The following is a 15243-nucleotide window of genomic DNA, read 5'->3' on the forward strand; positions in this document are numbered from 1 at the left end:
GGTCCCACCTGTGAGCCTTGGTTTTGTGGCACAGACATTCCTGTCTGTGCTGCTCCGATACGCGAACCAGCACAGACAAGAATGTCTGTGCCACAAAACCAAGACTCACAGGGTGGCTGATACATGAACCCATCTGTGGTGTCGCTTTTCTTGACGAGCCGCGACCGCCAGGGAGCGGGGTACGTGGCACCGCTCCCTGGCGGTCGCGGCTCGTTAGACCAGCGGCCGTATTACCGGGTACGTGTATGAGCCGCCAGAAGCACAGGAATGTGCGTGCCACAAAGACACGAACCGGCCCGTGCGGTATCGTCGAGCAGATGTGAACCGGGTCCAAAGTCGTAAAGTCGAAGGTCGTAACGTCTATAATGACTTCGGCTGAGTTTACGACCTTCGACTTTGCGACGTTACGACTCAAGACATACGACTTTGGACCGACAGCTATGTTCGTCGATCGCGTGGAACTGTTCGTGAAGGGCGGGGACGGAGGCCGCGGGGCCGCATCGTTCCGGCGTGAGAAGTACGTGCCGATGGGCGGCCCGGACGGGGGCGACGGCGGCGACGGGGGCTCGGTGATCGTCCGCGCCGACCCGAACGCCGACAACCTCGCCGGCCTCACGATGAAAAAGCACTGGAAGGCCAAGAACGGCGAAGCCGGCATGGGCTCCAAGTGCGCCGGGAAGAACTCCGAGGACATCGTCCTGCTCGTTCCGCCCGGCACCCTGGTGCGCGACCGCGAGCGCGGCAACACGATCAAGGACCTCGTGGAACCCGGCGACGAAGTCGTCGTCGCGAAGGGCGGCCGGGGCGGGCGCGGGAACGTCCACTTCAAGACCTCCACCAACCGCGCCCCCCGGCAGTTCGAGCCCGGTGAGGAGGGCGAAGAGCGCTGGGTGTCGTTCGAGCTGAAGGTCATCGCCGACGCCGGGCTGGTCGGGTTCCCGAACGCGGGCAAATCGACGTTCCTGTCGCGCGTCACGCGGGCCACGCCGGAAATCGCGTCGTACCCGTTCACCACGAAGTCGCCCAACCTCGGGATCGTCACCGTCGGTGATGCAGGCTTCGTACTCGCCGACCTGCCGGGCTTGATCGAAGGGGCGGCCCAAGGCGTCGGGTTGGGGCACGAGTTCCTCCGGCACGTCGAGCGGAACCGGGTGCTGATCCACCTGGTGGAGCCGTTCCCTTCTGACGGCTCGGACCCGATTCAGAACTACCACGCGATCCGCAAGGAGCTGCGCGAGTACAAGATCCCGCTCGACGGGCGCCCGGAAGTGGTGTGCGTGAGCAAGGCCGAACTCACCGGCGCCGACGAGGTGCGGGACAAGCTCGCCGCCGACCTGGGGCGCGAGGTGATGTTGATCTCCGCGGTCACGGGGCAGGGGTTGCAACTGGTGGTCGGCCGCGTGGCGACGCTGATTGCGGACCTCAAGCGTGCGGAGGCCGAAGAGGCCGCGCGGAAGAAGCCGCTGGAGTTCCCGACCGAAGCCGCCATCCGCACCACCGACTTCCAGACCACCGCGGTCATCAACATCACCCCGCCCGCGGACGAAGGGGCCACGCCGTGACGCCGGATGTGGTCGTCGACATCGGCAACACGCGACTGAAGTGGGGCCGGTGTGCCGGCGGGCAGGTGACGGAGATGATGTCGCTCGCCGGCGACCGGCCCGACGAGTGGCACGCACAAATCGCGAAATGGGAACTGGGCGCATCGCTCAACTGGGCCGTGGCGAGCGTTCAGCCCGAGTGGCAGCAGCAGTTCACCCGGTGGGCCGAGTCGCGCGGTGATCGCGTGGCCGCCATCGCGCACGCCCACGTTCCCGTCCCCACCGACGTGACCGAGCGGGAGCGGGTGGGCATCGACCGCCTCCTGAACGCACTGGCGGCGCTGGTGCGCGTCCCCGCCGGGTGGCCGCTGATCGTGATCGGCGTTGGTACGGCGATGACCGTCGATTACGTCGATCCGGCCGGGGTGTTTCGCGGGGGCGCGATTCTGCCGGGGCCGTGGATGATGGCCCACGCGCTCCACGAGTTCACCGCCAAGCTCCCCCTGGTGGAACCGCAACCCTTCGACCCGGATCGCTCGGTGGGGCGCAACACCCGCGAGGCGATCGAACTCGGCATCCAGTCCGCGGTCTTCGGCGCCGCCGACACGCTCGTCTGGAACATGTCGCAACTCAGCGACCTCAAACCGGTCCTCTTCGTCACCGGCGGCGGTGCGGACCTGCTGCGCGGCGCCGGGTTCACCGCGGACCTCGAAGGCGCGGTTTACGATCCGCTTCTCACACTCGACGGGGTGCGGCTGGCGGCGGAGTCGGTGACGTGAGCGACACGTTGGTGACGGTTCTGACCCCTCCCGGCACCGGGGCCATTGCCACCGTCGAGGTGCGCGGCCCGCGCGCGTGGGAACTGGCTCGAGCGCTCTTCAAGCCCGCCGGGAAGCCGTTACCGGAAGCGCCGGACGTTGACCGCTTCTGGTTCGGCACGCTGGGGGCCGATGAGGTGGTCCTGGCGATCACGGCGCCGGACGCGGTCGAGGTTCACTGCCACGGCGGCCGGCGGGTCGTGCGCTGGGTGGTGGAGCAGTTTCTTACGAGCGGGGCGCGTGAAGCAGGTGGCACGGGGCTTCCGCCCTGTGCAACGTCCGGCGACCCCTCCGGGGTGCAAAATCCTGAACTGACAACGCCCCGCGATCCTGATTTTCCCGCCCCGGAGGGGCCGGCGGGCGTAGCACAGGGCGGAAGCCCTGTGCCACCCTCCTGCGACCAGCCAACGGGTTCCCCCCTGCCCTTCGCCCCGACGCTCCGTACCGCGAGCATCATTCTCGATCAGCTCAACGGCGCGTTCGCCGCCGAGGTGCGCCGCGTTCTGGCGCTGCTCGAAACCGATCCCCGCGCCGCCGCGTTTCCGTTACACCGTCTCGCAGAACTGGGTGACACCGTCGGGCGTCACTTGATCGAGCCGTGGAAGGTGGTAATCGCCGGGGCGCCCAACGTCGGTAAGAGTTCGCTCATCAACGCGCTCGCGGGTTACCAGCGGGCGGTGGTGTCCGATGTCGCGGGGACGACGCGCGACACGGTGAGCGTGCGGACCGCGTTCGACGGCTGGCCGGTCGAGCTGATCGACACCGCCGGCATTCGTGACGCCGAAGGGTTAGAAGCCGAGGGCATCGCGCGCGCGAAGCGGGCTTTGGACGAAGCCGATCTGGTCGTGTGGGTGCTGGACGGGGCCGCGTTGCGGTTGGAATGGCCCGGGGCCGGCCGCCTCCACGTCGTCATCAACAAGAGCGACGCACTGGTGAACCGGAACGACATCGCCCGGACGCTACCGCTTGTCTCGGCGCGAACCGGTGAAGGCGTTCAGAACCTGGCGAACGACCTCGTCACGAAGCTCGTCCCCCAACCACCGGCAGCCGGGGCCGCGGTGCCGTACACGCCGCAACTCGTCGACCTCGTTCGCACCGCGGCGGAGCGCACAGCCGGCGGCGCGTGGGACGCGGCGGCGGCGCTGCTGCGCGAAGCCCTCGCGCAAGCCGAATCCAGTAGTTTCAAGTTTGTTGGTTGTGCGCCACCCGCCTGCTGACGCAGGCGGGTGTAACCCAAACGTGTTCCGGTCCTGCGATTGATCTCATCAAGGCTGTCGCCAACTTGAAACAATTTGACAGATCTCGCCCCCATCCGGTTGATCCTGTCAATCCTGTCAAAATCGCCGCGTCCTGACAACACACCGGGCTGACACGCGCCTCATCACGGCCGACCCGGAGATCAGGTTTCCTGCGGCTCACTCGCGGGGCCGAACGCCGCGTGCGGGAGCTCCGGAGCCGGCACCGCCAGCTCCGCCGGCAGCTTTTGCTCGGAGGCAGGGCGGACTTCGCGCGGCGGCAGGAGGTTGTGGGTGAAGTCCCGCGGGCCGAACGGCGGCCGAACGGGGGCGCCCGGTGCGGCCGGTTGATCCGGGTGGGCGTCCCACACCTTCTCCCACTCCGCCCACGTCAGCTCGACGCGCCGGAACATCACCCGCCGGGCCTCCAGCGCGGGCGCAACGGCGGGGCGGCGGCCGGCCGGCGTGAGCGGCCGCAACTCGTCCCCCGGCTCGAACAGATCGTAGAGCACCGGCGGCCCTGACTCGAGCGGCCCGTACTGCACGAGCAGCCCGACCGGAGAAACGTCGAACAGGGCCGCCGGCGGCAGCGCGGCGCGCACCTGCTCGCGCACCAAATCGACGCCGGCGCGGCGGTACAGGTACGCCAGTGCGTTCTCGAACTCCCGGGCGGGGCCGGGCGGCAGATCGGCCAGGAACCCGATCCGGTCCCAGCCCGCGACCAGCCAGCCGGAGCGGTCCTCCCACGCCAGCCACGCGTGCTCCCCCGCCCCCTCGGTGAGTTCGACGCGGATGCAGTTCGTGGCCAGTTGGACCTTCCCGACTTCGAGCACCGGGCCGCCCCACCCGTGGCGCCCGGCGCCCGGGTTGAGAACGGCGACCAGTTCCCGGGCGACGAACCGGCGGACCGCCTCCTCCAGTTCCTCAAGGGCCTGGCGGTGCGCGCGAACGTCCCGCCAGTTGTCCGTCCGAGTTGCTTCACGCTCGCCGGCCCGGAGCCGGGCGTACAGCCGCGGGAGCGTGCCGGAGTGGAACCCGCGGTGCAGCAGCCCCTTCACCGTCTCCCCGTGCGGCCCGACGGCAACGGGGCGCAGGGTCGTCGGCCGGTTCGCCCGGAACAGCCGCCAGTTCTCGCGCATCTCCCAGACCAGGTACGTGAGGGCGTCCGGCATCAGCCACAGCGTGCCCATCACGAACACGAACCCCACCGGCTGGCTCAGGTACGGGGCGAGGGCGGCGACCAGCGGCGACCCGTAGCCGAGCGGGGAGCTGTGGTCCCGCACCAGGATCTGGGGCGACAGGAGCAGCAGCGGGTACACGAACTTCGCGCACAGCAGCGTGAGCGGGAGCTTCAGCGGGTTGATCATGGGCTCGATCAGGACGACCGCGTAGAACCGCACCAGGAACGCGAACGGCATCCAGACCAGGCCCGCGATCACCCGCGCGATGACCGAGAGCGGGCCGGCGCGGCCGCGGAGCCGGAGCCAGTCCTCGGCGCGGGTGAGCACCCAGTCGAGCGCGTCGAGCAGGTCCCGGAACAGGTCGTTTATCCAGGCGAGCACGGCCGGGGCGGACGCGAGCACGTCCAGGAGGCCGCGGGCGGCCGTGAGCAGCAGTTGCTCGGCCGCCCGCCCCGGCCGGGTGTTCACCACGAACACCGTGGCCGCGAGCGTGACCGCCCGGGCCGCCCAGCCGCCGTCCCAGAGCTGCTCGCGGAACAGCGCCCAGAGCACGCCGCTGAGGGCGAGCGGCTTCAGCCCGAGGTTCAGCACGGTCTGCCCCACCGCGCTGGCCACGACCGCCCGCACCCACGGGGTGCTCCACACGCGCGCGGGCAGGTCCCAGCACACGTACCGCGCGACCCGGTACCCCGCCCAGAAAACGGCCGACACCGTATCCCGGACCTGCGGCGACCGGATGGCCAGCAGGAAGAGCCCGCCCAGCGCCACCCACGCGAGGTGGAACCACCACTCCGCGTTCCAGCCCGAGAAGAACGCCGGCTCGGCCTCCCCCGCCCGTTTCGCCACCGCCGCCCGGCGGTCGAACACGAGCATCCAGACGAACTCGGCCAGCAGGAAGGCGCCCAGGAACGGGACCGCGACGTTGGTGACCGCCCACCGCCCGCCCTGCGTGCCGAACCCGATCGCCGTCAGCCCTTCCAGGAGCCGGGTGTACGACTCGCCCCGCCGGTACACCCCGTCCATCAGGGCGGCCAGCCGCTTGTCCAGCCGCAGCAGCGGGTCGCCGCCCAGGTACTCGGGGCCGCCGCTCAGGTCCGGCAGCTTCATCTGGCCGCGGGCGATGGCGTCCCGGACGTCGGCGAAGGTGAGGAACCCGGACGCCGAGACGCGGTCGAGCAGCTCCTCGACCGCCTTCTCCAGGGCGGCCCGCTCGGGCAGGCTGGCGGGCTGCAGCCCGGCGTCGTGGAGCGCGTCGGTCAGGATCGGTCGGAACCGCTCCCGGAGCCGCCGCTCGGCCCGCTCGATGGCCCCGCGCAGCAGGGCCGCGAGGGCCTGCCGGTCGGCGTCGCTGAGCCGGGCCGCCGTGAGCCGGTGGAGGGCCGTTCGCAACTGGGCCGGCACCCGGACGAACCGCTCGCTGTCGAGCGGCCGGCGGATCGGCCGCTTCCCCACGGACAGGACCCACTCGGCCGCGTCCAGGGCGTACACCGGCTCCTCGTGGTCGCGGCAGGCCCGCTGCAGGTCGTACAGGATGGACGCCTCGACCGGCCGCACCCCCTGGTCGGCCTTATCGAGGAGGGCCGGGAGCACCCGGCGCCAGTTCTCGGCCTCCTCGTCGCTCGCCCCGATGGCGCGCCGGAGGCGGTCCACCAGGGCGTGAACGTCCGCCCGTGCGGCCTCCTGGGTCGGGAGCGTGAGCACCGCCGGGGCGACCCGCGCGGCGCGGGTGCGGAGCACCGCGGCCGCGACCGTGTCGCCGGTCGCGGCCGCCCGCCGGGCGTGCCGGACGAGCTTGTGGTAGTAGTCGTGCGACTCGTCCGACTGGTCGTCGGTCCGCGGGGCCGGGTCCGGGGCGCCGGGCGGCCGGGTGCGGCGGAACAGCGCCGCGCCGTCCACCTCGCGGTCCAGCACCTGCGCCGCCTCGGCCGCCGACAGCCGCGGGAACGAGGACGGTATCAGAGCGGGGTTGAAGAACCGGAGCTCCAGGAAGTACGCCGCGAACTCGAAGTACACCGCCCGGTCGTCGGCCTCCGGCGCGAGCTGCCGGTCCTCCAGCAGAACGTTCCGCACCTCCTCGAAGGCGGCCGGGCCGATCGCCTCGATCCGCTCGCGGAGCCCGTCCGGCGTAAGCGCCCCGAGCCGCGGCTCGATCTCCCGGTGCACGCAGGCGTGGAACAGCAGCCGCCAGTACCGGCCGAGCAACTCGTCCCGGCTGCCGGCCAGCAGCTCGGGGGCCGGGCGCTCGAGCAGGATGACGTGCTGGGGCAGCGAGTGGTCCGAGGGCAGTTGGAGCTCGTCCGGCTCGACGTGCTTGAACAGCGTGAACCGGTCGACCACGAAGCAGTGGCTGTGGGGCACCCGCCAGACCGCCCAGGTGCGCCCGGTCACCTTCTGAACGACCCGGGCGAGGACGGGCTCGGTGACGAGGACGACGGCCGGGTCGATGTCGCGGAGGATCCGGCCAAGTTCTTCGACTCTCATCCCCGAGAACTCCTGTACGTTCCGGGCGCGGGCGCCGCGTGCGGTCACGACCGGCTGGCCGGACCGCGTGCGAGACGTCCGCGCGGGCCAGGCGGCGGTGCCGGCGCCTGGCGTTCGGAGAGAGGCTTATGTTACCCGCCCGGGCCGCCGGGGCCACGCCCGAGTCGAATCCGACCGCTCCGAGTTCCCCGACTTCCGAGTTCGGCCCCGCGGCCCCACGGCCCCGCGGGCCGGCGAACAGGGGCCGGGGTTACCGTCGAAGGGCACTGGCGCCCGAGCCGAATTGAACGTCGCCGTTCGCGGTCACGGCTTGGCGCGGTTTCAGCGGGCCTCCTGCCACACCCCCGCGAACCGCTCCGCCGACCAACCAACGAGATCGGAGACCTGGCCGTCGCCGACTTCCACCACCCGGCTCACGCCGTCGCTCCGTTGCACCACATCGACCGAGAAGAAGGGGCTCGGGATACGTTCGGCGCACGTCCGGACGGCGTCCGGGATCGGTTCGGACGGGTCGGCCGTGTAGGGCCGGCCCCTGATCACGAAGTAACGCCGCTCGGTTCCGGCCACGAAGTCCTCGACGCGGCGCACGCAAATCCCGCCCTCGATTTCACCGCGGTATGCTTTCATCTCGGCCACGACCCGGTCGATCCGGGCCGGGTCGCGGACGAGCGAGCCGACCGAGGTCTTGAGCGACTTGACATAGTCCTTCACGAAGAACCCGTCCCACCCGAGCGCGCCCAACTCGCGCACCCAGTCGGCATCGGCCGGGTACACCCGGGTTTCGGGCGTCAGGTCGGGGATGAGTGGGTACCAGTTCGGCAGGTGGTGTGCGAGCAGGTACTCCCTCGGTGGGGTCAGCGGAACCCCTCCCGCGCTCTCGATCGCCCCAGCGAGCCGCCCGTACTCCGCGGCGTTCAGCATCCAGCCCCGGTAGACCACGGTCGCGGCCGGCGGGACGCCTTCGAGCCCTCGCCCGTTCCGCAGCACGCCGTCCGAGAGGAGCGAGGACGCGAACCCGGCCGCCGCGAGCGCGACCGCCTGTTCCTCAAAGAGGTCCTCGGGCACGTTCCGGCCGCGTGGGTCCGTGGGAAACAGGAAGTGCATCAGGTCACCGGTGGCGGGTGATTCGAACGGCGATGAGGCCGGTAGTGGCGCCACGAACGTGGTCCCCGCGACGGCGACGTTGCCGGCTGTCGCCGCGAAGACGAGTGCTTTCGATCCGCCCGTTGCCACGCCCCCCGGCCGGCCGGCACGAACAAACGCCCGAGACGAACATAACACCTTGGCGCTGGCGGGGCGAGGGGAGGCCGGCCGTTGTCGCGCGGGCGGGCGAAAAGTTGAAGGAATGCGCCCGTGTCCGGGGACTACATTGTGGAGACCGAGCCCCGGGGACCCACATGGCCGTATCGCAACCGCTCTGCAACTCGCTCCAGCAGTTGAACCGCGCCCTGCTCGCCGCGAAACTCGCCGACCTGCCCGACGCGGAACTGATCGGGCGGTTCGCGGAGCGGCGCGACGAGTCCGCGTTCGCCGCGCTGGTGCGCCGGCACGGGCCGCTCGTTCTCGGCGTGTGCCGGCGCGTGCTGCGGCACGAACAGGACGCCGAGGACGCCTTTCAGGCGACGTTTCTGGTGCTCGCCCGCGACGCCACCGCCGTCCGGCGGGCCGGCGCGGTCGGGAGCTGGTTGTACGGGGTGGCCTACAACGTCGCGCGCCGCGCCGAAACCGCCCGCCGGCGCCGCGCGGCCCGGGAGCGCGAGGCGGCCGTGCGACAACCGACCGCCGCACCCGAAACGGCTCCGGACGACCTGCGGGATGTGCTCGACCGCGAACTGAACGCGCTGCCGGACAAGTACCGCACCGCCGTTGTGCTGTGCGACCTCACGGGGCTGACCGCCCAGCAGGCGTCGGTCGAAGTCGGGTGCCCGGCGAAGACGCTGGGGACACGACTCGCCCGCGGGCGGGCACTTCTGGCAGACCGGCTCGTGCGGCGCGGCGTCGGGCTGTCGGTCGGGGCGCTGGTCGCGATTTCGGCTCCCTCCGCGGCCGGCGCCGTGCCGCCGCGGCTGGCCGAGTTTACGGTCCAGCTCGTAGCCGGATCGAACACCGGGCCGGCGACCGCCCCTCCGGCTGTCGCGGCCCTTGCAGAAGGAGTGTCGAACGTCATGGCGCTGAAAACGCTCAAACTCGTTGCGGTTCTGGTGTGCGGTGTTGTACTCGTCGGCGGCGTGGCGAAGCACGGCGGGTTCGCCCTTCACGCCCGCCACACGAAACTGGCCCGATCCGCTGCACCCGGCACAACGGAAACTCCCGACGGTTCACCGGCAGTGGAGCAAAAGAACCCCGCCGATTTTCTCGACCACTTCCACCGGTTCATTGAGCACGTCCACGACGTGCTCGGGATCGGACCGGGGGAACAGATCGCCGCTGCCCCAGGTGAAGGTAAGAAGGATGAAACACCCGCCGGCGTGTGGGTGAAGAAGGACGGCGAGTTAAAGGTCGAATTCTCCGAGAAGGGCGTTCTGAGCCTCTCTCCGCACGGCGAAAACAAGGTGGTTGTGATCGTCTGCGAGTTCGGTCCCGGCAAGGACGGGCTGGTGAAGGCCAAAGTGACCGGGTTCGAGGGGATAGAAGAAGCGAAGAAAAAGATCATGGACCGCCTGCCGCTCGGAACAGAGTTCACCTTCGTGTGGAAGGTGAACGGCGGCTCCGCAACCCTCGGCGATGTGAAGAGCGGTAAGGACACGGCCGACGTGTTGAAGTCTCACCTGGAGGCCGAATACACGAAGAAGTAGCCCCTACGCTTCAAGCTCACGAAGAACCGCAGAGCCGGAGTGCGACAGCAGTTGAAGTGGGCCGGCACGGCATCGGGTTTTACGTGTTCACGAAGGCCGATTTTGACAGGATCGACAGGATGAACAGGATAAAGGCGGACTGGTCTTTATCCTGTTCATCCTGTCGATCCTGTCAAAATCGGCCTTGGCTTCGGGTCCGCCGTGCCGCGCAGCTCAGGTCTCATTCCGCCACGCGTCCAACGGCCGCCGGACGGAACACCGGCGGCCGTTGGGCTCCGCGCGGTTACTCTTTGAACTCGCCCGACGACGGCTTCCCGGCGATCTCACCGGCCACCGTCCCCTCGAAGTCGGCCACGTTTCCCAGCCCCGGGTCGGTGCCGACGAACTTCGACGCCTTGCCGTCCTTCGCCTCGCCGGCGGGCGGGGCCAGCTTGATGGTCATCGGCGGCACAACTTTGCCGTCCTTGGTCTTCGTTTCCTTCGTGGTCAGGATGAACTCGTCCGCGGAGACGGCCTTCGGGGTCTTCTCGTCGCCCCCGAGTAGCAGCACGGTGCATTGCTTCTTGTCGTGGTCGACGGTGAACTCGGCGTGGTACTTGCCCAGGTCGAACACCACCCCGCCGTTCGGCCCCTTGCCGTGGGCGTGGTCGTCCGCGTGGCTGCTCTTTTTGTCCCCGCTCTTCGTCGGGTCGCCCTTGTTCTCGCAGCCGGTCAGCGCCAGCGCGGCGGTCAAAATCCCCAACCCGAACAGGTTCGTGTAACGCATCACATCGGTCCTTTCGTAACAGGTGAAACTCGACGCGTCCGTACTCATCCGGCCGCCCGCAACAGGTCCACATCGGACCCTTCTCGACGGGCCAACCGCTCGGCGTCCGTGCCCGAGAAGCTCCAAAGCACGTCACGTCGTGAACTTGAAGCCACGACCGTTCGCTTAGCATGTGTATCGGAATGGGAGCCGCACAGCGTGGTATTGCGGACCCGAGACGAGGGCGTGTCTCACCCCCACGCGACGGAAAGGCCAAGCAGATTTTTGACAGGATCGACCGGATTCACCGGATAAAGGCGGATCGGCATTTATCCGGTGAATCCGGTCGATCCTGTCAAAATCGGCTTTCATAAACCCGAAGACTAACGCGTAACTGAGCGACAACACAACAGCCCGTCAATTCCGCTACCAGTTCCAAAGCAGGCGGCCGTGGTTGCGCCGCGAGTTCGACGAGCCGCGACCGCCAGGGAGCGGGATACGTCGCGCGCTCCCCGGCGGGCACGGCTCGTACCCAAACGTTACAAAAACCCGGTCGCGTGCGGAGCCGGTGTCACGCCACGCCGTTCTTCTTGAACCAGGCTTGCAGGCGCGTCCACCCGTCTTCGGCCGCGTCCTTCTTGTAGCTCGGGCGGTAGTCCGCGTAGAACGCGTGCGGGGCGTCCGGATACAGCACGATCTCGCTCGGCTTGTTCGCCTTCTTTAGCGCCGCCCGCATCGCCTCCACGTCCTTGACCGGGATGCCGGTGTCCTTCTCCCCGTACAGCCCCAGCACCGGGGCCGCGAGGTCGCCCGCCAAATCGATCGGGAACTTCGGCTGGAGTTCGGTTGCCTTTCCGGCGGCGGTCAGCCGCCCGTACCACGCGACCCCGGCCTTGAGTTCCTTGCTGTGGGCCGCGTAGAGCCACACGATGCGCCCGCCCCAGCAGAACCCGGTGATGCCCAGCTTGGCCGTGTCGCCGTTGCCGTCCTTCTTGGCCCACGCGACCGTCGCGTCGAGGTCGCCCATCACCTGACTGTCGGGCACCTTCGAGACCACCTTCATGATCCCGTCCCGCTCCAGCTTCGACACGTCGCCCTGGCGGGCGTACAGTTCGGGAGCGATGGCGAGGTAGCCGAGCTTGGCCAACCGGCGGCAGATGTCCTTGATGTGCTCGTGGACGCCGAAGATCTCCTGCACCACGAGCACGGTCGGGAACGGTCCGCCCTTGTTCGGTGCGGCCCGGTACGCCGGCACGGTGCCGTCTTTGACCGGGATTTTCACCTCCCCGGCGGTCAGGTCCTTGGCGTCGGTGGTGATCGTCTCCGCGGCGACCGGCTGAGTTGAAAGGGCGAACCCGGCGGCGAGCGTCGTTACGGTGAACGCGCGGCGGCTGATCGGCATTTCGTCCGGCATGTTCCGATTCCTTGGCGGTTGGGAGAACCGGCCCCGCCCCGACAGCGGGCTCCGGCGGTTCGTAATCGCGTTGCTGAAGCGGCCACTCAGAAGGATCGTATCCGGGGGAAGAAGATCCGGTATCTCGCGGGCGCTACGTTTCTGGGCCGAGTCCGGACTTGACCGGGCGATCAACACGCGCCGCCCCGGGCTCGGAGACCAAACCCGCCGCGGCCGATGTCACTCCACGAAGACGAACTCCTTCGCGTTGAACAGCACGTGCGCGAGGTCGGCCCACGCCTTCGGGTGGTTCGGCTGCCCGTACTCGTTGGACTGCCCCGCCACGAACGCGGTCGCGGCGCCGAGTTCGTCGTTCGACGGCTCGCGGCTGAACGCGGCGGCGTACATGGCCCGCACCCGGTCCTCGGGTTTTGCGTTCGGCTGCGCGAGCACCCGTTTGGCCCACAGCTCCGTTTGCTGGAGCACGAACGGGTTGTTCAGCATCACGAGCGCCTGCGCCGGGACGTTGGACACCGTGCGCCGGCCGATCGCGGTGAACGGCGTGGGGTAGTCGAACGCGGTGAACATGGGGTTGAGGAAGTTCCGGCGCACCTGGAGGTAGAGGCTGCGGCGGCCGTCGCCGTCGAGCGGCCCGGACCCCGGCCGCCCGCGCCCCACTTGGTGCTCTGTGAGGTGCGGCAGCACGCCCGGGCCGTCCGTGCGGAGGTCCAGTCGCCCGCTCACCGCGAGGATGCCGTCGCGGATCGCCTCGGCCTCCAGGCGCTTCACGTTCTGCCGGTGCAGCAGCTTGTTTTGCGGGTCGGCCGTGAGGGCCTTCGCGCTCTGTTCGGGAACGGCCCGGCTCGACTGTTGGTACGCCGCGGAGAGCAGCATGAGCTTGTGCACGGCCTTCAGGCTCCACTTTTGCGCGACCAGTTCGGTCGCGAGCCAGTCGAGCAGTTCGGGGTGCGTCGGCGGCTGGCCCTGCGCGCCGAAGTCGTCGGGGCTGCGCACGAGCCCCTCGCCGAAGTGGTGCTTCCACAGCCGGTTCACGAGCACCCGCGTGACCAGGGGGTTCGACGGGTCCGTGAGGGTGCGGGCCAGTTCGAGCCGCCCGCTGCCGGCGCTCTTGAAGGCCGGCAGAGCAAACGCTTCGAGCGGGCCGCGGGGCGCCTCGGCTCCGGGGCTTTTGTGGCTCCCGCGGATGAACACGCGCTCGTTCAGGCCGTTCCCGTCGCGCATCGTCGGGGCGCGTCTGGGGGCGGGCAGTTGCGCCTCGATCTCGTTCGCGCGGGCCGCGAGCCTCTTCGCTTCGTCACCGCCATCGCCGGGCACGATGGGCAGATACACCTTTGCCCCCCCCTCCACGGGCGGCGGGGTGTCGGCGAAGCGGGCTTCCGAAATGGCGACGAAGCCGGGGCCGTCGTCGAGCAGTTCCAGGTACGCCGGTTGCCCCTTCCACATGCCGAGGTCGAACGTCATCCAGTGAAGCTCTTCGCCGTGACCGATGCCGTGCGCCAGCCCGCCGTAAATCGGGTTCTGAATGAGCTGCAAGCCGTTCAGAATGACCCGCGCCCGCGCGCTCCGCCCCGCGACCCGGATCGCGAGGAACGGCTTGTCGATGGTGAACGTGGGCGACCGCAGCGCCCCCGTCAGCTTTTGCGTCTCGCGACCGCTGTGCGGGAATCCGTCGCCGCCCTCCGGGCGGAACGCGAGCCCGTCCGCGAACCACCGGTCCCGCCACCCGGCCCCGAACTCCTCGAAAGCGGGGCTCTTCTCACGCCAGCCGGTCGCCCGCGGCGGGTTCGGGCCGTCGGGGGGCGTGTTGTCGCGGGCGAGCTTCGCGCGGACCGCTTTCAGTTCGTCGAGCAGCTTCACCGTCGGGGCCGGGTCGCTCACGTCGGTCCGGTTGTACCGCGAACTGCTCAGCACCCCGAAGAGTGCGTAATAGTCTTTCGTGCTGATCGGGTCGAACTTGTGGTCGTGGCACCGGGCGCACCCGATGGTCAGCCCCAGCACCGTTTTGCCGAACACGTCGATCTGGTTATCGACGCGGTCGGCGTACTCGGCCCGCGAGTCGACCGGCGAGTGCTTCGCCTCCCCGAGCCACCAGAACCCGGTCGCAATGAGCGCGTCATTCAGCCCCTCCTTCGAGAACCGCGGCAGGAGCAGGTCTCCTGCGATGTGTTCCGTCAGGAAGGTGTCGTAAGGCACGTCGGCGTTGAGCGCCCGGACCACGTAGTCGCGGTACCGCCACGCGTCGGGGATGTCGAAGTCGAACTCGTGGCCCTGGGTCTCGGCGTACCGCACGAGGTCCAGCCAGTGGCGTGCCCACCGCACCCCGTATTGCGGCGACGCGAGCAGCCGGTCCACCACCTTCTCGAACGCGCCGGGGCCGTCGTCCTTCAGGAACGCGTCGACTTCTTCGGGGGTGGGAGGGAGGCCGGTCAGGTCGAAGGTGACGCGCCGCAGCAGGGCGCGCTTCTCGGCGGGCGGGGCGAACGAGAGGCCGTCCTTTTGGAGCCGCGCGAGCAGGAACCGGTCGATGTCGTTGCGAACCTCGGCCTTCGAGCCCTGGACGGTCGGCACCGGGGGCCGCTGGATCGGACGGAAGGACCACTGAGCTTTGGCGCGGGCGTGCGGGTCGAACTTTTCGGTCGCTCCCTGTGCGCTTCCGCCGTCGGCGGGCCATGGCGCGCCGCCCTTCACCCACGCCGTGAGGGTCGCGATGTCGGCGTCGGAGAGCTTCCCCTTCGGCGGCATCTTGATGTCGCCGCCGTAAGCGACCGCCTCAATGAGCAGGCTTTTCGCGGGGTCACCGGGCTTCACCGCGGCGCCGTTGTCGCCGCCCTTGGCGAACTCGGCCTTGGCGTCGAGCCGCAACCCGCCCTTCTGCTTCTTGGCGTCGTGGCAACTGGTGCAGTGCGCGACCAGGATCGGCCGCACCTTCTTCTCGAAGAACTCGTTATCGACCGGTTCGGCGGCGCGAGCGACCGGGGCCAGAAGTGCGACTGCGACGAGCGCGGCGGTTCGCATAAGTTAAGATCCGACGGC

9 protein-coding genes are annotated in these 15243 nt (G+C 69.3%); 4 read left to right on the forward strand and 5 right to left on the reverse strand.

Annotated features, from left to right (window positions below; genetic code table 11):
- Positions 1 to 440: 440 nt before the first annotated feature.
- The 3 genes from obgE to GobsT_RS27745 are packed head-to-tail and all read left to right on the forward strand — an operon-like array spanning position 441 to position 3576.
- Positions 441 to 1562, forward strand: coding sequence for a GTPase ObgE (gene obgE, locus GobsT_RS27735; RefSeq protein WP_109570832.1), 1122 nt, complete (start codon positions 441 to 443; stop codon positions 1560 to 1562).
- The gene (locus GobsT_RS27740; protein WP_010053628.1) at positions 1559 to 2320 is read left to right on the forward strand and encodes a type III pantothenate kinase; all 762 of its coding nucleotides are present in this window, start codon (positions 1559 to 1561) and stop codon (positions 2318 to 2320) included. The genes obgE and GobsT_RS27740 overlap by 4 nt, the downstream gene beginning before the upstream one ends.
- Positions 2317 to 3576 (forward strand): GTPase, encoded by a 1260-nt coding sequence (locus GobsT_RS27745; RefSeq protein WP_109570831.1) that lies wholly within the window; start codon positions 2317 to 2319, stop codon positions 3574 to 3576. Before GobsT_RS27740 ends, GobsT_RS27745 begins: the two co-directional genes overlap by 4 nt.
- Before the next feature lie 182 nt (positions 3577 to 3758).
- Here the strand turns inward: GobsT_RS27745 and GobsT_RS27750 are convergent, their stop codons facing one another.
- Both GobsT_RS27750 and GobsT_RS27755 read right to left on the reverse strand, forming a co-directional pair.
- Positions 3759 to 7256: a hypothetical protein gene (locus tag GobsT_RS27750; protein ID WP_109570830.1), complete on the reverse strand. Its 3498-nt coding sequence runs from the start codon at positions 7254 to 7256 to the stop codon at positions 3759 to 3761.
- Between the two features lie 321 nt (positions 7257 to 7577).
- Positions 7578 to 8360, reverse strand: a complete 783-nt coding sequence (locus GobsT_RS27755) for an ATP-grasp domain-containing protein (RefSeq protein WP_029601325.1) — start codon at positions 8358 to 8360, stop codon at positions 7578 to 7580.
- Between the two features lie 293 nt (positions 8361 to 8653).
- Between GobsT_RS27755 and GobsT_RS27760 the strand changes: the two genes are divergently transcribed.
- Positions 8654 to 10051 carry an RNA polymerase sigma factor gene (locus GobsT_RS27760; RefSeq protein ID WP_010051212.1) on the forward strand — a complete coding sequence of 466 codons (1398 nt, stop codon included), beginning with the start codon at positions 8654 to 8656 and terminating at the stop codon, positions 10049 to 10051.
- A gap of 283 nt (positions 10052 to 10334) precedes the next feature.
- Here GobsT_RS27760 and GobsT_RS27765 read toward each other — a convergent pair whose 3' ends face one another.
- The 3 genes from GobsT_RS27765 to GobsT_RS27775 all read right to left on the reverse strand — a co-directional run bounded on the left by GobsT_RS27765 (position 10335) and on the right by GobsT_RS27775 (position 15225).
- Positions 10335 to 10817: a hypothetical protein gene (locus GobsT_RS27765; RefSeq protein WP_010054011.1), complete on the reverse strand. Its 483-nt coding sequence runs from the start codon at positions 10815 to 10817 to the stop codon at positions 10335 to 10337.
- Between the two features lie 550 nt (positions 10818 to 11367).
- On the reverse strand, positions 11368 to 12210 hold the full coding sequence (locus GobsT_RS27770; RefSeq protein WP_010046172.1) for a dienelactone hydrolase family protein: 843 nt from the start codon (positions 12208 to 12210) through the stop codon (positions 11368 to 11370).
- Positions 12211 to 12429: 219 nt separating this feature from the next.
- The gene (locus tag GobsT_RS27775; protein WP_109570828.1) at positions 12430 to 15225 is read right to left on the reverse strand and encodes a PSD1 and planctomycete cytochrome C domain-containing protein; all 2796 of its coding nucleotides are present in this window, start codon (positions 15223 to 15225) and stop codon (positions 12430 to 12432) included.
- Positions 15226 to 15243 lie beyond the last annotated feature (18 nt).

Source organism: Gemmata obscuriglobus (genome assembly GCF_008065095.1).
GTDB lineage: Bacteria > Planctomycetota > Planctomycetia > Gemmatales > Gemmataceae > Gemmata > Gemmata obscuriglobus.